The organism is Aquamicrobium terrae (assembly GCF_052978165.1).
The window spans coordinates 2,857,483-2,879,048 of the sequence record NZ_JBRKLZ010000001.1 but is presented as its reverse complement, the minus strand read 5'-3'; the positions used below and the strand labels follow the sequence as shown (position 1 = coordinate 2,879,048).

The 21,566-nt window shown below is 66.4% G+C and carries 23 protein-coding genes; 16 read left to right on the top strand and 7 right to left on the bottom strand.

Translation table 11 applies throughout. The annotated features are described in order from the left end of the window. The first annotated feature begins 259 nt into the window (after positions 1–259). A complete protein-coding gene (locus tag ACVCNR_RS14095) occupies positions 260–703 on the top strand; it encodes a MerR family transcriptional regulator (protein ID WP_447075209.1) in 444 nt (147 codons plus the stop codon). On the opposite strand, the gene ACVCNR_RS14090 is transcribed toward ACVCNR_RS14095, so the two are convergent. Beyond that, a complete protein-coding gene (locus tag ACVCNR_RS14090) occupies positions 687–1,703 on the bottom strand; it encodes a polyprenyl synthetase family protein (protein ID WP_447075208.1) in 1,017 nt (338 codons plus the stop codon). The two genes, ACVCNR_RS14095 and ACVCNR_RS14090, sit on opposite strands and share 17 nt — an antisense overlap. Before the next feature lie 206 nt (positions 1,704–1,909). Between ACVCNR_RS14090 and ACVCNR_RS14085 the strand changes: the two genes are divergently transcribed. The 7 genes from ACVCNR_RS14085 (at position 1,910) to moaB (ending at position 7,277) form a co-directional block, all read left to right on the top strand. Then, entirely contained in the window at positions 1,910–3,589 is a 1,680-nt protein-coding gene (locus ACVCNR_RS14085) for an alpha/beta hydrolase (protein WP_447075207.1), read from the top strand. Positions 3,590–3,632: 43 nt separating this feature from the next. Next, positions 3,633–3,857 (top strand): putative signal transducing protein, encoded by a 225-nt coding sequence (locus tag ACVCNR_RS14080; RefSeq protein WP_447075206.1) that lies wholly within the window; start codon positions 3,633–3,635, stop codon positions 3,855–3,857. Further along, positions 3,854–4,648, top strand: a complete 795-nt coding sequence (locus tag ACVCNR_RS14075; protein ID WP_447075205.1) for a tRNA1(Val) (adenine(37)-N6)-methyltransferase — start codon at positions 3,854–3,856, stop codon at positions 4,646–4,648. The genes ACVCNR_RS14080 and ACVCNR_RS14075 overlap by 4 nt, the downstream gene beginning before the upstream one ends. Positions 4,649–4,708: 60 nt before the next feature. Further along, entirely contained in the window at positions 4,709–5,572 is an 864-nt protein-coding gene (locus ACVCNR_RS14070; RefSeq protein WP_354196597.1) for a S49 family peptidase, read from the top strand. Positions 5,573–5,647: 75 nt separating this feature from the next. Beyond that, complete coding sequence (locus ACVCNR_RS14065) at positions 5,648–5,833, top strand: hypothetical protein (protein ID WP_354196595.1); 186 nt, start codon at positions 5,648–5,650, stop codon at positions 5,831–5,833. Between the two features lie 9 nt (positions 5,834–5,842). Then, positions 5,843–6,733: a 4-(cytidine 5'-diphospho)-2-C-methyl-D-erythritol kinase gene (locus ACVCNR_RS14060; protein ID WP_447075204.1), complete on the top strand. Its 891-nt coding sequence runs from the start codon at positions 5,843–5,845 to the stop codon at positions 6,731–6,733. Between the two features lie 4 nt (positions 6,734–6,737). Continuing rightward, positions 6,738–7,277: a molybdenum cofactor biosynthesis protein B gene (gene moaB, locus ACVCNR_RS14055; RefSeq protein WP_354196591.1), complete on the top strand. Its 540-nt coding sequence runs from the start codon at positions 6,738–6,740 to the stop codon at positions 7,275–7,277. A 6-nt stretch (positions 7,278–7,283) separates the two neighbouring features. Here moaB and ACVCNR_RS14050 read toward each other — a convergent pair whose 3' ends face one another. The 3 genes from ACVCNR_RS14050 to ACVCNR_RS14040 all read right to left on the bottom strand — a co-directional run bounded on the left by ACVCNR_RS14050 (position 7,284) and on the right by ACVCNR_RS14040 (position 10,120). Further along, positions 7,284–8,144 (bottom strand): C40 family peptidase, encoded by an 861-nt coding sequence (locus tag ACVCNR_RS14050; RefSeq protein WP_447075203.1) that lies wholly within the window; start codon positions 8,142–8,144, stop codon positions 7,284–7,286. Between the two features lie 12 nt (positions 8,145–8,156). Beyond that, complete coding sequence (locus tag ACVCNR_RS14045) at positions 8,157–8,507, bottom strand: MarR family transcriptional regulator (protein WP_354196586.1); 351 nt, start codon at positions 8,505–8,507, stop codon at positions 8,157–8,159. Positions 8,508–8,752: 245 nt separating this feature from the next. After that, on the bottom strand, positions 8,753–10,120 hold the full coding sequence (locus tag ACVCNR_RS14040) for a leucyl aminopeptidase family protein (RefSeq protein ID WP_354196584.1): 1,368 nt from the start codon (positions 10,118–10,120) through the stop codon (positions 8,753–8,755). Positions 10,121–10,255: 135 nt separating this feature from the next. On the opposite strand from ACVCNR_RS14040, the gene ACVCNR_RS14035 reads away from it, so the two are divergent. The 6 genes from ACVCNR_RS14035 (at position 10,256) to ACVCNR_RS14010 (ending at position 14,753) form a co-directional block, all read left to right on the top strand. Beyond that, positions 10,256–10,945: an RNA polymerase sigma factor gene (locus ACVCNR_RS14035; RefSeq protein ID WP_354196582.1), complete on the top strand. Its 690-nt coding sequence runs from the start codon at positions 10,256–10,258 to the stop codon at positions 10,943–10,945. A gap of 84 nt (positions 10,946–11,029) precedes the next feature. Next, complete coding sequence (locus tag ACVCNR_RS14030; RefSeq protein WP_354196580.1) at positions 11,030–11,554, top strand: DUF4142 domain-containing protein; 525 nt, start codon at positions 11,030–11,032, stop codon at positions 11,552–11,554. Positions 11,555–11,559: 5 nt separating this feature from the next. After that, positions 11,560–11,883: a cupredoxin domain-containing protein gene (locus tag ACVCNR_RS14025; RefSeq protein WP_435521574.1), complete on the top strand. Its 324-nt coding sequence runs from the start codon at positions 11,560–11,562 to the stop codon at positions 11,881–11,883. A 210-nt stretch (positions 11,884–12,093) separates the two neighbouring features. Then, entirely contained in the window at positions 12,094–13,359 is a 1,266-nt protein-coding gene (locus tag ACVCNR_RS14020; protein WP_447075704.1) for a mechanosensitive ion channel family protein, read from the top strand. 150 nt (positions 13,360–13,509) lie between these two features. Then, positions 13,510–13,752 (top strand): hypothetical protein, encoded by a 243-nt coding sequence (locus tag ACVCNR_RS14015; protein WP_447075202.1) that lies wholly within the window; start codon positions 13,510–13,512, stop codon positions 13,750–13,752. Positions 13,753–13,931: 179 nt separating this feature from the next. Beyond that, positions 13,932–14,753 (top strand): tetratricopeptide repeat protein, encoded by an 822-nt coding sequence (locus ACVCNR_RS14010; RefSeq protein WP_447075703.1) that lies wholly within the window; start codon positions 13,932–13,934, stop codon positions 14,751–14,753. Between the two features lie 41 nt (positions 14,754–14,794). Here ACVCNR_RS14010 and ACVCNR_RS14005 read toward each other — a convergent pair whose 3' ends face one another. Further along, entirely contained in the window at positions 14,795–15,580 is a 786-nt protein-coding gene (locus ACVCNR_RS14005) for a helix-turn-helix domain-containing protein (protein WP_447075201.1), read from the bottom strand. A gap of 105 nt (positions 15,581–15,685) precedes the next feature. Between ACVCNR_RS14005 and ACVCNR_RS14000 the strand changes: the two genes are divergently transcribed. Together ACVCNR_RS14000 and ACVCNR_RS13995 are read left to right on the top strand one after the other, a co-directional pair. Then, positions 15,686–17,251: an ABC transporter substrate-binding protein gene (locus tag ACVCNR_RS14000; protein ID WP_447075200.1), complete on the top strand. Its 1,566-nt coding sequence runs from the start codon at positions 15,686–15,688 to the stop codon at positions 17,249–17,251. A 77-nt stretch (positions 17,252–17,328) separates the two neighbouring features. After that, on the top strand, positions 17,329–19,326 hold the full coding sequence (locus ACVCNR_RS13995; RefSeq protein ID WP_447075199.1) for a CocE/NonD family hydrolase: 1,998 nt from the start codon (positions 17,329–17,331) through the stop codon (positions 19,324–19,326). Between the two features lie 39 nt (positions 19,327–19,365). Here the strand turns inward: ACVCNR_RS13995 and ACVCNR_RS13990 are convergent, their stop codons facing one another. Beyond that, entirely contained in the window at positions 19,366–20,397 is a 1,032-nt protein-coding gene (locus ACVCNR_RS13990; RefSeq protein ID WP_354196568.1) for a type II secretion system F family protein, read from the bottom strand. Between the two features lie 140 nt (positions 20,398–20,537). Then, positions 20,538–21,551 carry a type II secretion system F family protein gene (locus ACVCNR_RS13985; RefSeq protein ID WP_447075198.1) on the bottom strand — a complete coding sequence of 338 codons (1,014 nt, stop codon included), beginning with the start codon at positions 21,549–21,551 and terminating at the stop codon, positions 20,538–20,540. Positions 21,552–21,566: the final 15 nt, after the last annotated feature.

Genomic DNA, 21,566 nt, shown 5'->3' with positions numbered 1-21,566 from the left:
GCCGAGAGCGTCCCGGCCGCTGTGCCGGGACAATCATATCATCCTGTGACGGCGAAGCATGGCCTTTTTGGGATCACGCCGCAATCCAGGGTCATTTTGCGCCCGCCGGACCGACGGATGCGTCGCGCGCATTTGTACGATTGCCGGCAGCCGCGCGCAATCCGGCCGGCAGAGGAATGATCATGCGGGCCGACGGGATGACAGGCGGGAATGGAATGCCTATTTTCCTCCAGTGACTAGAGAATTATGAGGCTTCAACATGGCTTTCTCGATCGGCGAACTGGCGCGGCGGGCCGATGTGAAGGTGCCGACGATCCGCTACTATGAGCAGATCGGCCTGATGCCGGAAACGCTGCGCACCGAAGGCCAGCAGCGCCGCTACGGGTCGGCGGCCGTCGCCCGCCTCGCCTTCATCCGCCATGCTCGCGAACTCGGCTTCGACATCGACGCCATCCGCACGCTCCTGTCGTTGCAGGACGACCCCGACCAGCCCTGCGCGCGGGCCGACGAGATCGCCACGACCCGCCTTGCCGAGGTGGACAGGCGCATTGCCGGCCTCCAGGCCCTGCGCAAGGAACTGAAGAAGATGGTCGACGAATGCGCACAGGGGCGCGTCTGCGATTGCCAGGTCATCGAGACGCTGGCCGACCGCACCCATTCGCACAAGTCGTGGAAGGAACCGGCGGTCAGTTCACGCGGCTGATGCAGAAGTCGATGACGTCGATGAGCGCCGATTTCTGCGGCGTCGCGGCCAGCGGCGCCAGGGCGTCGCGGGCGATTTCGCCGAAATGGCGGGCGCGGCCGATCGTGTCGGAGATGGCGCTGTGGCGGGCCAGCAAGCCGATCGCCCTTTCAAGCGCCGCATCGTCGGCGTCATTCTCCTCGATCGCCTTCTTCCAGAAGGCGCGCTCCTCGCCGGTGCCGCGCCGATAGGCCAGGATCACCGGCAGGGTCACCTTGCCTTCGCGGAAATCGTCGCCGACATTCTTGCCGAGGTCGCTGCTCGACCCGCCATAGTCCAGCGCGTCGTCGATGAGCTGGAAGGCGAGGCCGAGATTCATGCCGTAGGAGCGCAGCGCGGCGCGGTCGTTGCGCGAGGCGCCGGCCACCACCGGTCCAACCTCGGCGGCCGCGGAAAACAGCGCCGCCGTCTTGGCCTTGATGACGGCGAAGTGCTCGTCCTCGGTGGTGTCGAGGTTCTTCGCCGCAGCAAGCTGCATCACCTCGCCCTCGGCGATGATCGAGGCGGCGGTGGACAGTATGTCGAGCGCGTCCAGCGAGCCGACATCGACCATCATGCGGAAGGCCTGGCCGAGCAGGAAGTCGCCGACCAGCACGCTCGCCTGGTTGCCCCAGATCATGCGCGCCGTCTTCTTGCCGCGGCGCATGCCGCTCTCATCGACCACGTCGTCATGCAAAAGGGTCGCCGTGTGCATGAACTCCACGGCGGTGGCGAGCTTGATATGGCCGTCGCCCGCATAGTCGAACATCTGCGCCGCCGCCAGCGTCAGCATCGGGCGCAGGCGCTTGCCACCGGACGAGATCAGGTGGTTGGCCACTTCCGGAATCATCTGCACGTCGGAACCGGCCTTGGACAGGATCAGTTCGTTGACACGGCCCATATCCGAAGCCGTCAGCTCGAGCAGCTTCTTTATGGTGGCGGCTTCGCGCTTGCCGTCCTCGAGATTGACAACGATACCCAACAAACAACTCCCGTCAGAGAGACCGCCAACGCGGCCGCATATCGGGCGGACTCTAGGGAGACGGCGGCTGGACGGCAAGAGGCGAATTGGCGCGGACACAGCTGGTTTGTGCCCGATTGGCGCGTGAATGGTCTGGAAAACACCCCTTCCAACCGCCTATAGCTGAAACCGGCACGGCTCATGGCTCCAACGGCGACGGCGAAACGATGTCCCTTTCCCTCACTTCCCGCACCGGCACTCTCTTTTCGCGCCTGGCGCTGTCCCTGTCGACGATCGGCCTGCTGACCGGCACGCTTTTCTTCGCGGCGTCCTTCACGCCTTCGCTGATTCCGCGCAACTGGCTGCTGCAAGGCGTGCTGTCGGGGCTTGCCTTCGGCGTCGGCTATCTCGTCGGCGTGCTGGGGGTGTGGCTGTGGAGCTATCTCGAACTGCCGGTGCTCAAGGCGCCAGCCGCCCGCTGGGTCAAGCGCGCGGCCGGCGCCATATGCGCGGCGATCGCGGTGATCTTCCTGTGGCAGGCTTCGGAATGGCAGAACTCGATCCGCGAGCTGATGGGGATGGAGCCGGTGGACAGCGTCGACCCGCTGCGCATCGCCCTGATCGCCATTGCCACCTTCGCCGTGCTGCTCGGCATCAGCCGGCTGTTCCGCCTCACCCTCGACTTCATCGACCGCCGCCTGCGCGGTTTCCTGCCGCGCCGCGTCGCGGCGGTGATCGGCGTGGCGGCGGCGGTGGTGATCTTCTTCAGCCTCATCAACGGCGTGCTGCTGCGCTACGGGATCTATGTGGCGGACAGCTCGTTCCGGGCCGCCGACGAGCTGATCGAGCCCGACACGCCGCAACCGCAGGAGCCGAACAAGACCGGCAGCGCCGCCTCCCTGCTCGACTGGGACGGGATCGGCCGGCGCGGGCGGCAGTTCGTGGCGACCGGCCCCTCCAAGGACGACATAGCCGCCTTCCTCGGCCGCGAGGCGATGGAGCCGCTGCGCGTCTATGTCGGCCTGCGCTCGGCCGAAACGCCGGAGGAGCGCGCCCGCCTCGCGCTGGAGGAACTGAAGCGCGTCGGCGCCTTCGGGCGCTCGGCGCTGGTGCTGATCACGCCGACCGGAACCGGCTGGATCGACCCGCCCGCCATCGACACACTGGACTATCTGCATGGCGGCGATGTCGCCAGCGTCGCCATCCAGTATTCCTATCTGGCAAGCTGGCTGTCGCTGCTGGTCGAGCCCGAATATGGCGGCGAGGTCTCGCGCGCGATGTTCACCGAAATCTACGGCTACTGGACCCAGTTGCCCCGGGAGAACCGGCCAAAGCTCTATCTCTACGGGCTGAGCCTCGGGGCGATGAACTCCCAGCGCTCCAGCGAACTGTTCGAGATTCTTAGCGATCCCTATCAGGGCGCGCTGTGGGTCGGCCCGCCCTATTCCAGCCAGCTCTGGAGCTCGATCACCGCACGGCGCAACGCCGGCTCCCCGGTGTGGCTGCCGCGCTTCCGCGACGGCTCCTATGTGCGCTTCACCGGACAGGAGAACGCCCTGAACCTTCCCGGCGCGCATTGGGGGCCGCTGCGCGTCGTCTATCTGCAATATGCGAGCGACGCGGTGACCTTCTTCGATCCGCTGTCGGTCTATCGCCAGCCGGAATGGATGAACGCGCCGCGCGGGCCGGACGTGTCGCCGCAGATACGGTGGTATCCGATCGTCAGCTTCCTGCAATTGCTGGTCGACATGATGACCGCCACCACCACGCCCATGGGCCACGGCCATGTCTATGCGCCGCAGCACTATATCGACGCCTGGGTCGCGGTGACGGACGTGAAGGGCTGGTCGGACGCGGACATAGAACGCCTGAAGGCCCATTTCGCCCACATGACGGAGGCGCAATGAGCCCTGCGTTTACAGACATGTCTTTTGCTGCGAAATGTCGGCCATGATCGAGCTTGTGCGCACCAACGACGCCGTCGTCATTTCCTTCATCGAAGCGCTGATGCGCGACGCCGGCATCGCCTATCTGGTGGCCGACCAGAACATGAGCATCGTGGACGGCTCGCTGGGCATCCTGCCGCGCCGCATCCTCGTCGATGCCCAGCAGGCCGATGCCGCGCGCAAGATCCTGGTGGATGCCGGCATCGCCAACGAGATCCGCGACCAATGACGGCGCAGGCCGCGCCGGACGAGGCCACACGGCATACCGTCGATGCCTTCCATCGCGGCCGCTTCGTCCTGGTGCAGCCCGCAAGGGGCGCCCATCGCGCCGGCATGGACGCCATGATGCTGGGGGCCAGCGTGCCTTCCGCCTTCGCCGGGCGGCTGGCCGATTTCGGCGCGGGTGCGGGAGCGGCCGGCCTTGCCGTGCTGTCGCGCTGTGCCGGCGCGAAAGCGGTGCTGGTCGAGCGCGCGCCCGAGATGGCGGCGTTCGCGCAAGCCACCCTCGCCCATCCGGACAATGCGCCCCTGGCCGGCCGCGCCGAGATATTGCAGGCCGATGTGGCGCTGACCGGAACGGCAAGGCAGGCGGCTGGGCTCGCCGACAACAGCTTCGACTTCGTCATCATGAACCCGCCCTTCAACGCGGGGGCGGACCGGGCGACACCGGACGAATTGAAACGCCAGGCGCATGTGATGGAGGACGGGCTGTTCGAAAGCTGGCTGCGAAGTGCCGCCGCCGTCACCCGCCCGCGCGGCGGCGTCTCGGTCATCGCCCGGCCCGAATCCCTGCCGGTCCTGCTCGATGCGCTGCGCGGCCGCTTCGGCAATGCCGAACTCATGGCCATCCAGCCGCGCGAGGACGCGGCGGCGATCCGTATCGTGGTCCGGGCGGTGCGCGGCGGCCGCGGCAAGCTCGTCATGCGCCCGCCGCTGGTCCTTCACGAAACCGGCAGCGACCGCTTCCGCCAGAACACCGACAGCATCAACAACGGGCTCGCCTCGCTTTTCGGGGATTGATGCCTTTGCCGAGGCTGCCCGAATGCCTACATGCCCCGCATATTGCCGGAGACACCTGCCTTGAAGAGACTTTTCAACCGCCTGCTGCCGAAAGCGTTGCGCACCAATGTCGTCACCATCCCGGTCCTGCGCCTGCATGGCACCATCATGGCCGGCGGCTCGCCCCTGCGCCCCGCCCTGTCGCTGGCCACCACGGCCGGGCTGATCGAGAAGGCCTTCGCGTTCGATGCGCCGGCCGTCGCCATCTCGATCAATTCGCCGGGCGGCTCGCCGGTGCAGTCACGCCTGATCTTCAAGCGCATCCGCGACCTGGCGGCCGAGAAGAACCGCAAGGTTCTGGTGTTCGTGGAGGATGTGGCGGCCTCGGGCGGCTACATGATCGCGCTGGCCGGCGACGAGATCATCGCCGACCCTTCCTCCATCGTCGGCTCGATCGGCGTGGTCTCCGCTTCTTTCGGCTTTCCGGAGCTGTTGAAGAAGATCGGCGTCGAGCGCCGCGTCCACACCGCCGGCAAGAACAAGTCGGTGCTCGATCCGTTCAGGCCGGAGAAGAAGGAAGACGTGGAACGGCTGAAGAGCCTGCAACTCGAGATCCACGACACCTTCATCGACATGGTCAAGGAAAGGCGCGGCGGCAGGCTGGCCGACGATCCGGATCTGTTCACCGGCCTGTTCTGGACCGGAGGCAAGGGGCTGGAACTCGGCCTCGTCGACGCGCTGGGCGACATGCGCTCGGTGCTCAAGCAGCGCTATGGCGCCAAGACCCGCCTCAAGCTGATCAGCGCCCAGCGCGGGCTGTTGTCGCGGATCGGGCCGTTCGGGTCGCGGACCGGCTCCATGCCCTCCGAGATCGCGGCCGCCGCGGCCGACGGCCTGATCGATGCGGCACAGGAGCGCGCCCTGTGGTCGCGCTTCGGCCTTTGAAAAGACACGCGCACGCGCTACCATGAGCTATGATCGGCCGGATGCCTTTCGGCATCGCGCCGCGGGAGAACCGAGATGCCGCAGATCATTTTCTTCGTTGCCGTGGGTATCATCGCCTATGTCGGCTACCGCGCCTTCGTCCGCGAAGCCGAGCGGGTGACGGCCAAGATCCGCCGCGCCGAGCAGCAACAGAAAACGGGCGCGAACGGCACTTTGGTGAAGGACCCGAAGACGGGCGAATACCGCGTCGTCAAGGACTGATTGCCATCCGTGGACACCGCCCTGGATGCCCCGCCGGAGGCTGTCGGCACGTTTGCCGAGGCCGCGCCGGCCAAGATCAACCTCGCCTTGCATGTCGTCGGCCGGCGGCCGGACGGCTATCATGAGCTGGAAACCCTTGCCGTCTTCACCGAATATGGCGACCGCCTGACGGTCGAGCCGGCGGCACGGGACCATTTCTCCATTCACGGGTCCTATGGAGGCCAACTGCCCGTCGATGAGGGCAATCTGGTCGTCCGCGCCCGCGAGGCGCTGCGGCGGGCCTGCGGTGCGGACCTGCGGCCCGTATCCATACGGCTTGAAAAGAACCTGCCCATCGCTTCCGGCATCGGCGGCGGATCGAGCGACGCGGCGGCGGCGCTGCGGGCACTCGCGCGCCACTGGCGGCTGGCGGACACCGGCTTTCTCGATGCCGTCGCCCCGGCGCTCGGTGCCGATGTGCCCATGTGCCTTGCCGCGCGGCCGTTGCTGGCGCGCGGCGCCGGCGAGCGCATCGAGCCCGTTTCCGGCCTGCCGAGGCTTGCCGTGGTTCTGGTCAATCCGGGCGTGGAGGTGTCGACGCCGCAGGTGTTCTCCGGGCTCGCCAGTCGCGAGAATCCACCCTTGCAGGCCCTGCCCGGCAAGGCCGATTTCGAGGCGCTGCTTGGCTGGCTCGCCGCCAGCCGCAACGATCTGGAACCGCCGGCGCTGTCGATCGCCCCGGCGATCGCCGAAAGCCTCGCCGCCCTTGCGGCCAGCGGGGCGGCCTTTACCCGCATGTCGGGCTCGGGCGCGACCTGCTTCGGCCTCTATGCCAGCGACAGCGCCGCCCGGGCGGCGGCCGACATCATCAGGCGCGACCGGCCGGGCTGGTTCGTCGCCGCCACCTCGACGACAGGATAGACCCATGGCAACGGAACGCGCCTTTATCCCCGTGCGCATCGCTGTGCTGACCGTATCGGACAGCCGCAGCCTCGCCGAGGACCGCTCCGGCCAGACGCTGGCCGACCGCATCGCGGAAGCGGGCCATATATTGGCGGCGCGCGACATCGTGACCGACGACCAGGACAAGATCCGCGACAAGGTGCTCGGCTGGTCGAAGGATGACGGCATCGACGTGGTCATCACCACCGGCGGCACCGGCTTCACCGGGCGCGACGTAACGCCGGAAGCGCTGGAGCCGATCTTCGAGAAGCGCATGGACGGCTTCTCGGCGCTGTTCCACCGCATCTCCTACGACAAGATCGGCACCTCGGCGATCCAGAGCCGCGCCACCGGCGGCGTCGTCAACGCCACCTATGTCTTCGTGCTGCCCGGCTCGCCCGGCGCCTGCCGCGACGCCTGGGACGGCATCCTGAAGGCGCAGCTCGACTACCGGCACATGCCCTGCAATTTCGTGGAGATCATGCCCCGGCTGGACGAGCACCTGCGGCGCGGCAATTCCTGACCACCGCTACGGCCGGCGAAAGCCGGTCGGAGTGCCGTAGAGATAGCCGATGCGGTCGATGGCTTCGCGCAGGCCTTCGCGCGCCACCGTCATGGTGTGGCCGTTGGCATGGATCATGCCGTCCCGGTCGGTCATGATCGCGACATGTCCCTTCCAGAACACGAGGTCGCCGCGCTTGAGGCCCGCATAATCCGCGCCCGGATCGAGCGGTTCGCCGAGGCCCGCCGCCTGCATGTCGGAATCGCGCAGCACGTCGCGGCCGGCCATGCGCATGGCGAGTTGGACGAGGCCGGAGCAATCGATGCCGAAGCCCGATGCGCCGCCCCACAGATAGGGCGTGCCGATCAGCGTTTCCGCCACCGCCACATAATCCGGCGCGCGCTCTTCCACCGGCACCAGATGGCGGGCGATCACGGCCTTGCCGTCCGCCAGCAGCGCATAGGGCGTGCCGCGCGTTTCGGCCGCGCCGACCACAGTGACCGCCGAGCCGAGCGACAGCGCCCCGGCGCGTGGAAAACGCAGGTCGGGACCCGGATAGAGGAAGGTGCGCGGCACCGACACCAGATGCGTCGGTTGCGTACCGCGCGCGCCAAGCTCGGCCTCGCGCACATAGCCGACATAACCGTCGCGCTCGGCCTGCACCCAGGCCCAGCCGTCGGCGGCGTCGTAGACCAGCACGTCGTCGCCATACAGGAACTGGGTGTTGACGCCGGCATCCGCGCGCGGCGCCGTCAGCACATCCGCCAAGGGAGCCGATATTCGGGCCGGCCGGCCCGAAACGAAGCGTTCCGCCTCCACCTCGCCTTCAAGCCGCGCATCGGCAAGGTCGGGGCGGAAAGCGTGCAGGCGGCGGTCGCGGATGGTCAAGGTCGGGTGCCTTCAGATCGGGAGGTCGAGTGCCTTGGCGACAATAGCATCGCCGAAGCGCTCGACATAGAGCGCGCCTTCCACCGTGCGCCGGATGAGCACGTTGCGGCGGTCCTTCTCGTCGCGATGGCGCGATACGAGCTTCATCGCCCCCATGGTGTCGAGCGCGCGGGTGATGACCGGCTTGGTGACATTGAGCCTGGTGGCCAACCCACGCACCGTGTGCGGCGGCGGTTCGAGATAGATGGTGAACAGGATCGCCATCTGGCGCATGGTCAGGTCCGGCGCGTCATCGCGCACCTCATGCAGGCACACCTGTTGCCACAGACGCAAGGCCTGTATCGGACGCATGGAAACCGCCATGCCCCAATCTGGATCAAAATCGTTTCGGTTCCGTTTCAGTTTGGGCGGGGTTCTGCCGGGCTTGGCAAGGTTCCGGCATGGATTCCCGATACTCTCCATTCGCTTCGCTCATGCCGAGGCCGGGAATGACGGAGGTGGGTTTTCCGTCATTCACGGCCTTGAAGCGACCGAAGGGAGCGCAAAGTGTCGGGAATCCATGCCGGAACGTTGGAGCGTGCCGAATAATCGACCCCGCCGTGAATAAACTACCCGAAGCGTTTTGAAATCACCCGCTCCAGCGCGCGGATTCCCTGGGCCTCCCCGCCCACCGGCCCGTGCGGCCGTTCAGCCGGGTTCCAGGCGAAGATATCGAAATGCACCCACGAGGCTGCGTCCTCCACGAAGCGCCTGAGGAACAGAGCGGCGGTGATCGAGCCGGCGAAGCCGTCCGTGGTGACGTTGTTCATGTCGGCCACCTTGGAGGCCAGCCTGGCGTCGTAGGGCCGCCACAACGGCATGCGCCACAGTGGGTCCTCGACCTCGGCGGATGCGGCAGCGATCTCGGCGGCCAGCGCCTCGTCGTCGGTGTAGAAGGGCGGCAGGTCGGGGCCGAGCGCCACGCGCGCCGCGCCCGTCAGCGTCGCCATGTCGATCAGCAGGTCCGGCTTCTCCTCGTCGGCCAGCGCCAGCGCATCGCCAAGCACCAGACGCCCCTCGGCATCGGTGTTGCCGATCTCCACCGTGATGCCCTTGCGGCTTTGCAGCACGTCGCCCGGCCGGAAGGCATTGCCGGCAATGGCGTTCTCGACAGCCGGGATCAGCACGCGCAGCCGCAGCCTGAGACCGGCCGCCATGATCATCGAGGCAAGGCCCAGCACATTGGCGGCCCCGCCCATATCCTTCTTCATCAACAGCATGCCGGAAGCCGGCTTGATGTCGAGCCCGCCGGTGTCGAAGCACACGCCCTTGCCGACCAGCGTCACCTTTGGCGCGTCTTCCGGCCCCCAGCGCAGATCGATAAGGCGCGGCGCCTGCGCCGCGGCGCGGCCCACCGCATGGATCATCGGGAAATTGGCGGTGAGAAGGTCGTCGCCGGCCGTCACGGAAACCTTCGCGCCATGCCTTTCGGCCAGTTCCCGCACCGCCTGTTCCAGCGCGTCGGGGCCCATGTCGTTGGTCGGCGTGTTGACCAGATCGCGGGCCAGGAACACGCCTTCGGCAAGGCGCTCCAGACGTTCGGCATCCGCCCCTTCCGGCAGCGCGAGCCGGAGCGCCCGGCCCGGCTTCTTGCCGTAGCGTGTGAAGACATAGCCGCCGAGCGCAAGGGCCAGCGCCGCCACTTCCGGCTTGTCCAGCTTGCCGTCCAACCGCCAGTCGCCCGCCGGCAGCGATCGGGCAAGGCTGCCCAGCGCCAGCGCGCCGCCGGATCCGTTGCCGAGGCCGAACAGCGCCCCGCCGATCCTGCCGCCCTCGCCGGGCAGCACCAGCATCTTGCCGGCCTCGCCGTTGAAGCCGTTGGCCTTCGCCCAGGCCACCGCCTGCGGCGACAAGCCGGCGCTTTCGAGCCCGTCCTTCGCAACGAGATGGACGGCAAGGGCTCCGGCAAGATCGGGGGCGGCAAGTTCGACAGGCATGAACATCTCCAGAAGGCGGCGACTCGGACAGCGTTGGCCGGCAGTCATTGTCGATAGAGGGCGGCATATTGCAATCCGAAACGGGAACCTTTCGGATCGGACGCCATCGGATATAGTTCCAGAAGGAGCAATCCGATGCCAGCTTCGCCAGCTTTGTCCCGACTTCAGCCGCAGCCGGAAGCCGATCTCGTGCGGCGCGCCGCGCGGCGCGATGCCGACGCCATCCGCCAGATCATCAAGCGCCACAACCAGCGGCTCTATCGTCTCGCGCGGGCCGTGGTCGGCTCCAATGCGGATGCCGAGGACGTGCTTCAGGAGGCCTATCTGCGTGCCTTCACCAGCCTGGACAGCTTTCGCGGCGATTCCTCGCTCGCCACATGGCTGTCGCGCATCACGCTGAACGAGGCCTTCGCGCGCCTGCGTTCCCAAAAGCGCCTCAAGCGTGCCGCCCCTGCCGATGTCGCGACGGGACAATCGCAAATCATCCCCTTTCCCACCGCCATTTCTGGCGACGACCCGGAACGCACCATGGCACAGCGGCAGCTTCTCCACCTCGTCGAGCAGGCAACCGACGACCTTCCCCACGCCTTCCGCATCGTGTTCGTGGCAAGGGTCATCGAAGGGCTGAGCGTCGAGGAGACCGCGACCCTGCTCGGCCTGCGGCCGGCCACGGTCAGGACACGGCTCCACCGCGCCCGCAAGCTGGTCAAGGACCGGCTGGAAGCGCAGGTCGGGCCGATCCTGGTCGATGCCTTCCCCTTTGCCGGCACGCGCTGCGAGCGGCTGACCGAAGCGGTGCTCGCAAGGCTCGATCTCCTGAAATAGCGGGAACATTTCCGGGGCGACAGCATCGAATGCTGCGTAAATGCCCGGAAAGCGGCGGATCATGCCGCCGCGAAGGAGATATTCATGAGATCGCATCTGATCGCCGCGCTTGGCGCGGCATGCCTCCTGCTGGCCGCACCTCTGGCGAACGCACAGGACAAGCCGACCGACCCGCAGATCGCCCATATCGCCTACAGCGCCGGCCTCATCGACATCGAGGCGGCCAAGCTGGCGCTCACCAAGACCGAGACCAAGGCCGTCACCGAGTTCGCGCAATCCATGCAGAAGGACCATGAGGCGGTGAACGAGCAGGCGCTGGCGCTGGTCAAGAAGCTGAACGTCACGCCCGAGGACAACGCCACCAGCCAGGCGCTGGCCAAGGCGGCGGAGGAAAAGCGGGCCGAGCTTGCCAAGCTCGACGGCGCCGCCTTCGACAAGGCCTATATCGACAACGAGGTCGCCTATCACAAGCAGGTCAACGCGGCGCTGGAGACGCTGCTGATCCCGTCCGCCCAGAATGCCGAACTGAAGGGGCTTCTGGAAACCGGGCTGAAGCTGTTCCAGGGCCACCAGCAACATGCCGAGCATGTCGCGGCGGAACTGAAGTGATGGCCATGCTCCTCGACCGGCGGTGTTTCCTTGCGCTGGGGAGCGCGGTTCTGGCCGGCAGCCGCCTCGCCCGCGCGGAGGCTGGCACCGTCCATGTCGCCATCGAAAAGCTGGTCTTCATCCCCGCCGAGATCGAGGTGAAGGCCGGCCAGACGATCGAATGGACGAACAGGGACCCATTCGCCCACACCGCGACCGTCAAGGGCAGATGGGAGGTGATGATCCCGCCCGGCAAGACGGCGACGAAAGTGGCCGAACAAAGCGACAGCGTCGAATATTACTGCCGCTTCCATCCCAACATGAAAGGCCGCATCACCGTCTTGTCATGAGCCATGGCCAGACTTGCGGGCGGACAGGGGCGGCCGATGCCCCTGTCCGTTTGGTTTTGATCCCTCGCCGGTAACAATTCGGTCATCCGGGGTAAACATTGCCGTAGGGGGTTTAAATAACGACAGCCGCAACGCTATGTTGCGGCCACATCAAACCCCACCCGGCTCAATCCCCGTAAAGATGAGGCAAGCGAGACAGTGACGGTCTCAATCCAGGAATTTTTCCAGTCCTACCCATGGCTCCAGACATTGGTTGCGCTGGGCGCGCTCATACTGGCGGCGCTGTTCGCCAACTTCGTCGTGAAGTCGGTTCTTCTGCGGATTCTCAACCACATCGTCGACAGGACGCCCTTCGGGCGGGACGAGGAGCTGCGCCGCCACGGCGTCATCGAGCGGCTGGCCAATGTGATGCCGGCCATGGTGATCGCCGGCGGGATCGGGCTGGTCCCGGGCCTGCCCGAGGTGCTGGCCACGGTGGTCATGAACGTCGCCAACGCCTTCATGATCCTGATGGTGGCGATGGCGATCAGCGCCGTCTTCAACATCGTTGACACGCTCTACCACCGCCGGCCGGACGCCCGGATGAAGCCGATCAAGGGCTATATCCAGGTCGTCAAGATCGCGGTCTACGTCGTCGCCGCGCTGCTGATGATCGCCACGCTCATCGACCGCTCGCCGCTGATCCTGCTTTCCGGCCTCGGCGCCATGGCCGCCGTCCTCATCCTGGTCTTCCAGGACACGCTGCTGTCCCTGGTCGCCGGCATCCAGATCTCGTCGACCGGCATGGTGCGGGTCGGCGACTGGATCGAGATGCCGAGCCTCAACGCCGACGGCGACGTCATCGAGATCGCCCTGCATACGGTGCAGGTGCGCAATTTCGACAAGACCATCACCACGATCCCGATCCGCAAACTGGTCACCGAATCGTTCAAGAACTGGCGCGGCATGCAGGAATCGGGCGGGCGACGCATCAAGCGGGCGCTCTGTCTCGACCAGACCAGCATCCGTTTCCTGACGCCCGAGGAACTGGCCAGGCTCGAATCCTTCGGACATCTGGAAACCTATCTGAAGCACAAGCAGGCCGAGATCAGCGAATGGAACGGCAAGCTCGGCGAGCGCGCCAAGGTGGCGGCCAACACCCGCCGGGTGACCAATATCGGCACCTTCCGCGCCTATGTCGAAACCTACCTGCGCAACCACCCCGGCGTGCACAAGGCCATGACCATCATGGTGCGGCAGTTGCCGCCCGGCCCCGAGGGCCTGCCGATCGAGATCTACTGCTTCACCGGCACGACGGTGTGGGCCTCCTATGAAGGCATACAGGCCGACATCTTCGACCATCTGTTCGCAATCCTGCCCGAATTCGGGCTGGCGGTCTTCCAGAATCCGAGCGGCGCCGACCTCAGCGCCTGGGCATCGGCGCGCCCTTACATGGCGAGCCCCGAAGCCGTTGCCGAACGCGAACGGGCGGCTTAGTGAGTTTCCGCTAATATATTGAAATATAGAGGGAATCAACACGCGTTTCACTGCGCCACAAGAAGTGATGGGCCAGTCATGCTGAAGAAGGTTCCGGGCTGCTAAACACGGCGGCGTCTGAGTAAAGACTGGTTGAATACGAGGAAAACCATGAAAACCTACCTTCTTGCCCTGTCGATCATGATGGCCGCCACGCCGGCATTCGCCTGCACCGCGGAAGAGGCGCAGTCAAAGGCGATGGAACTGTCCACCAAGATGCAGGCGCTTGCCGCCACGGACCCGCAAAAGGCCATGGACGTGGGACAGAAACTGTCGGCGGCGCAGTCGCAGGCCCCGACCGATCTCGCAGGTGCCTGCAAGACCTATGACGAGCTTCTGGAAGAACTGAACTGATCTTCCGGATCGGCGCCGGCGGGCCTCGCCGGCGCTTTTCTTGCCTCAAACGACGCCCGATTTCCTGACGCTTTCAGCGCGTGCGGTGCGCGAATTAACCAAGCATTAGGGTTAACGGACTATTGCTGCGCATGAGGATCGGCCGCCTGAAACGGCCGCGCCAGCAGATGGGGGCTCTCATGCAGCAACGGCGCATTCACGCCGCAACCGGACGCCGCCTGGCCACGGCGGCACTTGCCGTCGTGCTGATGGCCAGCGTCTCGGGCTGCGGCACCGACAAGATGAAGACCGGCTCGATCGGCCGCTCCGGCGACGGGGCCATCGCAACCATGTCGACCGGCCAGTTGCGCAGCGCCTCGGCGCGGCTCGGCAAGGCCTATGCCGCCAATCCGGACGACAAGGCCACCGCGATCAAGTTCGCCACCGTGTTGCAGATGGACGGCAATGCCGAGCAGTCGCTGGCCGTCATGCGCAAGCTCGCCATCTCCCATCCGAAGGACCGGCAGGTACTGGCCGCCTATGGCAAGGCGCTTGCCGCCAACGGCCAGCTCGAACCTGCCCTCGACGCCGTGCGCCGCGCCCAGACGCCCGAATATCCCGACTGGCGGCTGATGTCGGCCGAAGGCGCCATCCTCGACCAGATCGGCCAGAAGGACGAGGCCCGCCAGCTCTATCGCCGGGCCCTCGACCTGAAGCCGGACGAGCCCTCGGTGCTGTCCAACATGGGCATGTCCTATGTGCTCGAAGGGGACCTGAAGACGGCGGAGACCTTCCTCGCCTCGGCCGCCCGGCAGCCGGGTGCCGACAGCCGCGTGCGGCAGAACCTCGCGCTGGTCGTCGGCCTGCAGGGCCGTTTCGACGAGGCCGAGCGCATCGCCTCGCAGGAGCTTTCGCCGGACCAGGCGCGCGCCAACGTCGCCTATCTGCGCTCCATGCTGGCGCAGCAGAACGCGTGGAGCCAGCTCAAGGCGCAGGACGGCAAGAAGTCCGCCACCAACTGAGCACGGACCTCAAGGCGTCCGGATCGGGCGCCTTTTGCCTGTCAGACCCGCAGGGAGACAGGTTCGGCCTGCGTCAGGAACGACACCACCACCGACGGCAGGCTGGCCGAATTGAGGGCGTAGGTGCCGCAATTGCCGATGAGCGCGCGCCTGTCCGTGTGCGGGCCGCGAAAGCGCCAGACGGTGCGCGTGGCATAGGGCAGGTTGTCGTTGCGCCATGAGACGCCCATCGTCAGGCCGCGCAGATACTGGCGCTGGTGGATTTCGAAGGGCATCAGGATCGTCTGTCCGAACGTGGGCGCCTGCCCGCGTGTCGTCTCGGTCAGAAAGATGCGCTGGCGCTGGAAGGCCGCCAGCCCGACATAGCGCGAGCGCTGGCGGATGCCGCTCTGCGCATCCTCGATCCGCTCCAGCGAGGTGACGCGGATTTGTCCGTCCCGTTCGCGCAGATGCGCGCAGGAACAGACGATGAGGTCGGGCCAGGACAGCGACACATGCCAGGTCTGGTAAAAGCCCAGATAGGGGCGAAGGGCCTGCAAGTTGCCCGGGAAGGCATCGGCCAGCGGCCCTTCCGCCAAGGCGGGCCGGCGCTTCTCCTCCAGCCTGCGCCGGAACGCGCCGGCGGGCAGGTCGAAATCGGCCGGGTCGAGGCCGAAGACGGTCGCGATCCGCAGCCGATTGTGGGCGGACGGCAGCGTGCCGCCATTGATGTAGCGGTTGAACTGCTGCCGGTTTATGCCCACCGCGCGGCACAGTTCGGAGATCGAATGCCGCGTGCTGCAGGCCAGCCTCAGGTTCTCACCAAAATGTTCACGGAATTTGCGCATCCAAACAGCGTAAACCTGCTTAAAAGCGCGTCAAGCAGCGAAATTGCGTACGTAGGGCCGGGGTCCATTATTCCTGCCTACAACAATGGCACCGAGGGGCTTCCGATGTCCGAGTTTCGCAGCAGCTTCAATGTTTCCCGCCGCGGCTTCCTGCAAGGCAGCGCGCTCCTCGGCCTTTCGGCCACCGCCGGCACGCTGATCGCTGCCCCGGCCCGCGCGCAGGAGCCGGTGCGCGGCGGCACGCTGCGGATGGGACTGGCGGGCGGCGCTTCCGCCGACACGCTCGACCCGGCGCTGGCATCGGCCAGCGTGCTGTTTGTGATGGCCCATTGCTGGGGCGACACGCTGATCGAGTCCCATCCCGAGACGGGCGAGGCGCTGCCGTCGCTGGCCGAATCCTGGTCGCCGTCCCCCGATGCCAAGGAATGGACCTTCAAGATCAGGCAGGGCGTTTCCTTCCATGACGGCAAGCCGATGACGGTCGCCGATGCCGTGGCCACGCTGCGCCGCCATGCCGACGAGAGCTCCCAATCCGGCGCGCTGGGGCTTCTGTCCGGAATCAAGCAGATCGAGGATCGCGGCGGCGATCTGGTCATTGTGCTGGAGGAAGGCAATGCCGACCTGCCGCTGGTGCTGACCGACTACCACCTCCAGATCCAGCCCGAGGGCGGCGCCGGCAACCCCAATGCGGCGATCGGCACCGGCCCCTACAAACTGGTCGCGTTCGAGCCGGGTATCCGCGCCACCTTCGAGCGCAACACCAATGACTGGCGCGACGACCGCGGCTTCGTCGACAGCGTCGAGATCACCGTCATGAACGATTCGACCGCCCGCATCAGCGCGCTGAGCGCCGGCCAGGTCGATTTCATCAATGTTGTCGAGCCGAAGGTGGTGCCGCTGCTGTCGCGGGCACCGACCGTCGAGATCCTGCAAAGCTCCGGCAAGGGCTTCTATTCGTTCCTGATGCATTGCGACACCGCACCCTTCGACAACAACGACCTGCGCCTGGCGCTGAAATATGCGGTCGACCGCGAGGCGATCCTCAAGCAGGTGGTCGGCGGCTTCGGCACCATCGGCAACGACTATCCCGTCAACGCCAACTACGCGCTGGCGCCCACCGATATCGAACAGCGCGTCTACGACCCCGAAAAGGCGGCGTTCCATTTCAAGAAGTCCGGCCATGACGGGCCGATCCTGCTGCGCACCTCCGAGGCCGCCTTCCCCGGCGCGGTCGATGCGGCGCAGCTCTTCCAGCAAAGCGCCTCCAAGGCCGGCATCCAGATCGACGTGCGGCGCGAGCCGAGCGACGGCTACTGGTCGGAAGTGTGGAACGTGCAGCCCTTCTGCGCCTCCTACTGGGGCGGGCGTCCGACGCAGGATTCGCGCTATTCCACCTCATACGTCTCCAATGCGGAGTGGAACGACACGCGTTTCAAGCGGCCCGACTTCGACGAGATGGCGGTGCGCGCCCGCGCCGAGCTGGACGAAACCAAGCGGCGCGCGCTCTATCGCGACATGGCGCTGATGATCCACAACGAGGGCGGGCTGATCCTGCCGGTGTTCAACGACTATGTGAACGCCTCCACCAAGAAGCTGAAAGGCTTCGTCCACGACATCGGCAACGACATTTCCAACGGCCGCATCGCCAGCCGGGTCTGGCTCGAAGCCTGACCTGAGCCGCCCTGCCCTTTCCAGCCTCGCACGGCGGGCAATTCCTGCCGTGCCCTTGAATTTTTGCGACGAGACCCATGACCAGCAAGACCTTCCACGTCATCGAGAACGAATGGATCCCCCTGAAGGACGGCACGCGCCTGGCGGCGCGCATCTGGATGCCGGACGATGCGGGCCCCGGCGCGACGGTGCCGGCCGTGCTGGAGTTCCTGCCCTATCGCAAGCGCAACGGCACCGCGCCGCGCGATGAATCGACCTATCCGGTGTTCGCCGCGGCGGGCATCGCGGGGGTCCGCGTCGATATCCGCGGCAGCGGCGAATCCGAAGGCGTGATCGACGGCGAATACACGCCGCGCGAGCTTTCCGACGCAGTCGAGGTGATCGAATGGATCACCGCGCAGCCATGGTCCAACGGCAGCGTCGGCATGATGGGCATTTCCTGGGGCGGCTTCAATTGCCTGCAGGTGGCGGCGCTGAAGCCGCCGGCGCTCAAGGCGGTGATTTCCATCGCCTCGACCGTCGACCGCTACAATGACGACATCCACTACAAGAACGGCACGCACCTGTCGGCGCAGTTTTCCTGGGCGGCGACGATGAGCGCCTACCAGTCGCGCTCTCCCGACCCGGAGATCGCCGGCGAACGTTGGCGCGACATGTGGCTGGAGCGGCTGGAGCAGGAGCCGTTCTTCATGGAGGAATGGCTGGCCCATCAGCGCCGCGACGCCTTCTGGGAGCACGGCTCGATCTGCGAGGATTTCGACGGGTTTCCTGTTCCCGCGCTGGTGATCGCCGGCTGGGCGGACGGCTACCGCAATACGCCGCTCAAGGCTGTGGCCGGCATGCCGGACAAGGCCAAGGCGCTGGTCGGCCCGTGGGTGCACAAATATCCGCATTTCGCCTATCCCAAGCCGCGCGCCGACTTCCACGCCGAGGCGATCGCCTGGTGGCGGCGCTGGCTGTGCGGCGAAGAAAACGGCGCCGAGCAGGTGCCGCAGGTGCGCGCCTATATTCTCGACGGCCCCCGCCCCGCGCGCTGGCGCGAGGCCGATCCGGGCTACTGGATCGCCAAGGATGCGTGGCAGGAGCCGGAAGCCATCACGCTGGCCCTCGGCGCATCGGGCCGCCTGGAAGGCAGCCCCCGCGCCACCGCTTCCGGCACGGCCGCGCTGCGTTCCCCGCTGGACACCGGCATCGCCGCGGGCGAGTTCTTCACTCTCAAGCCGGATTCGGAAATGGCCGGCGACCAGCGCCTCGACGACGCCGGCTCGCTCACCTTCGACAGCGAGGCGCTCGGCGAGGAATGCGTCATCCTCGGCCAGCCCGTCCTGAAGCTGCGCCTGACCAGCGACGCGCCGCTCGCCAATCTGGCCGCACGGCTGGTGGACGTGCACCCGGACGGCACGGCCACCCGCGTCTGCTATGGCGTGCTCAACCTCGCCCACCGCAACAGCAATGCCGAACCGCAGGTCCTGAAGCCGGGCGCGCCGGTCGATGTGGAACTGGTGCTCGACGCCTGCGGCTACCGCTTCGCGCCGGGCCACCGCATCCGCCTGTCGCTGTCCAGCGCCTATTGGCCGACCATGCTGCCGCCTCCCTATGACGCGACGCTCGACATCGACCTTTCCTCGGTCGAACTGGCCCTGCCTCTGCTCGGCGACCACCGCCGGATCGACGTGCCGGAGCCGGCCAATCCCGATCCCCTGCCGCGTTACGAGACGCTGGAGAAAGGTTCCTCGGCCCGGACGGTCGAGCGCGATCTGGAAAACGGGGTCACCCGCTATCGCGTGAGCGAAGACACCGGCCTGAACCGGCACCCCGGCAACGGGCTCGGCGCGCGCGACATCGTCGAGCAGGTCTGGTCGATCTCGCCGGGCGACCCGCTGTCGATGACCGCCGAGATCATGTCCATATGCATCACCGCGCGCGAAGGCTGGGAGGCCAGGACGCGCAGCACCATGAAGCTTTCCTGCACCGAAACGGAATGGATCGTTTCCGAGCGCATGGAAGCGTTCCATGACGGGCGCGGCGTGTTCGAACGCGAACGCAGCGCCCGCATCCCGCGCGATCACATGTAAGCGGAAAGGGGGCGCTCGCGGCCCCCTCCTTCCCACCTGTCATTCACTGCTGGCGCTGGTGGAACTGGTCGGCTTGTCGCCGAAGAAGCCGCCGTTCTGGCTGAGCTGGATGCCGGCCGGCCCGAGGATGATGGCGAACAGGACCGGCAGGAAGAACAGGATCATCGGCACGGTAAGCTTTGGCGGCAGGGCGGCCGCCTTCTTCTCGGCCTCCGTCATGCGCGCGTCGCGGCTTTCGCTGGCCAGCACGCGCAGCGCATGGGCCACCGGCGTGCCGTAGCGCTCGGCCTGGATCAGCGCCTGCGTGACCGACTTGACCGGCTCGAGCCCGGTGCGCTCGGCCAGGTTCTCGTAAGCCTGCCGCCGCTCCTGCAGATAGGACAGCTCGGCCGTGGTCAGCACGAACTCCTCGGCCAGTTCGACCGACTGCGTGCCGATCTCCTCGGCCACCTTGCGCATCGCCGCCTCGATCGACATGCCCGATTCGACGCAGATCAGCATCAGGTCCAGCGCATCCGGCCAGGCGCGCTTGATCGATTCCTTGCGCTTGGTGGCCCGGTTGGTGACGTAGATGACCGGTGCATAGAAGCCCGCATAGGCCGCGCCGATGCAGGCGAAGATGCGGATCATCAGCGGCTTGTCCTCCATCACGCCGAGGCCGAAGATGTAGAGCACCGCGAAGGCGAGGCCGACGAACGGCAGGACGAGGCGGAAGAAGAGGAATTTGGTCAGCGGGTTCTGGCCGCGAAAACCGGCCGTCTTGAGGTGGCGGACCGTGTTCTCATCGGCCAGGAGGCGGCGCAGGTCGAGCTTCTCGACGATATTGCGCATGCCGATGGATTGCTGCTCGCGCAGGCCGCGGCTGCGCTGCTCCGCCTCGGCGGCAAGGCGGGCGCGCTGCCTGGCGCGCAGTTCGTCGCGCTCCAGCGCCACCGCCTTCATGCGGCTCTTGAGCTGGTTGCCGCCGAAGGCCGGCAGCAGCGTCATCATGGTGGCGAAGACGGCGATGCCAACCAGAATGGCCGTCAGGAATGCCGGATCGGTCAGGGTCTTGATGGCTTGGTCGGACACGGCATGCTCCAATCAACGGCTCCGGCGGGCGATCCCGGCGCGGAAGAGTTCGATGACGTTTTCCCGAACGTCATCTGGCTCCATCTATCTGTCAGAGCATGGTCTTTCCGAAACCGGTTCCCCCATTTCGGGATCATGCTCTAGACTTCGAAATTCATCATCTTGCGCATCACCAGGATACCGATCGACATCCACACCCCGGATATGCCGAGGATGAGATGGCCGGTCGAGGTGGTGAACAGCGGAATGATGTAGGTCGGGCTGGTGAGATACACCAGGAAGGCGATGATGAACGGCAGCGAACCGATGATGACGGCGGAGGCCCGCGCTTCCATCGACAGCGCCGAGACCTTGGCCTTCATCTTCTTGCGGTCGCGCAGCACGCGCGACAGGTTGCCCAGCGCTTCCGACAGGTTGCCGCCGGCCTGGGACTGGATCTGGATGACGATGCCGAAGAAGGCCGCTTCCGAGCACGGCATGGTTTCGGGCATGCGCATGGTCGCCTCGGGGATCGACAGGCCCATCTGCTGCGAATCGACGATGCGGCGGAACTCGCCGCGCACCGGCTCCGGCGCCTCGGTGGCGATCAGGCGCACGCCGTCGTTCAGCGGCAGGCCCGACTTCACCGCACGCACGATGATGTCGAGCGCATTGGGGAACTCGTTCAGGAAGGCCTTGATGCGGCGCGCGCGCCGGAAGGAGACGAACCAGCGCGGCAGGCCCAGAGCCCCGGCGATCAGGACGCCCGGCAGGATGATGGTCGGCAGGCCGATGACGAAGGCGACCAGCGTCAGCCCCAGGCCGCTGACGGCCGAATAAAGGTAGAAGCGCTCCATGGTCACGTCCATGCCGGCCTGGCGGATCTGCACCTTCAGCGGCGGCTTCTTGACGTTGCGCTCCTGGAGCTTCTGCTTCTCGTCCAGTTCCTTCAGCGATTCCTGCACCGACTTGCGCCGCTTGGCCGCCTCGGCCATGCGGTCGCGCGACGCCTTGACCACACCGCGGTCGGTCTCGGCCGCCTTGATGGTCTGCAGGCGCTTGCCGACGTTCTTTTCCTCGCTGATGCGGTTGAACAGGAACGCATAGGCGACAGCGCCGGCGCTGACGCCGGCCAGCGCGATGAACATCAGAACGGTGCTGTCAATTCCAAACATCGCGGTTGCACTCCA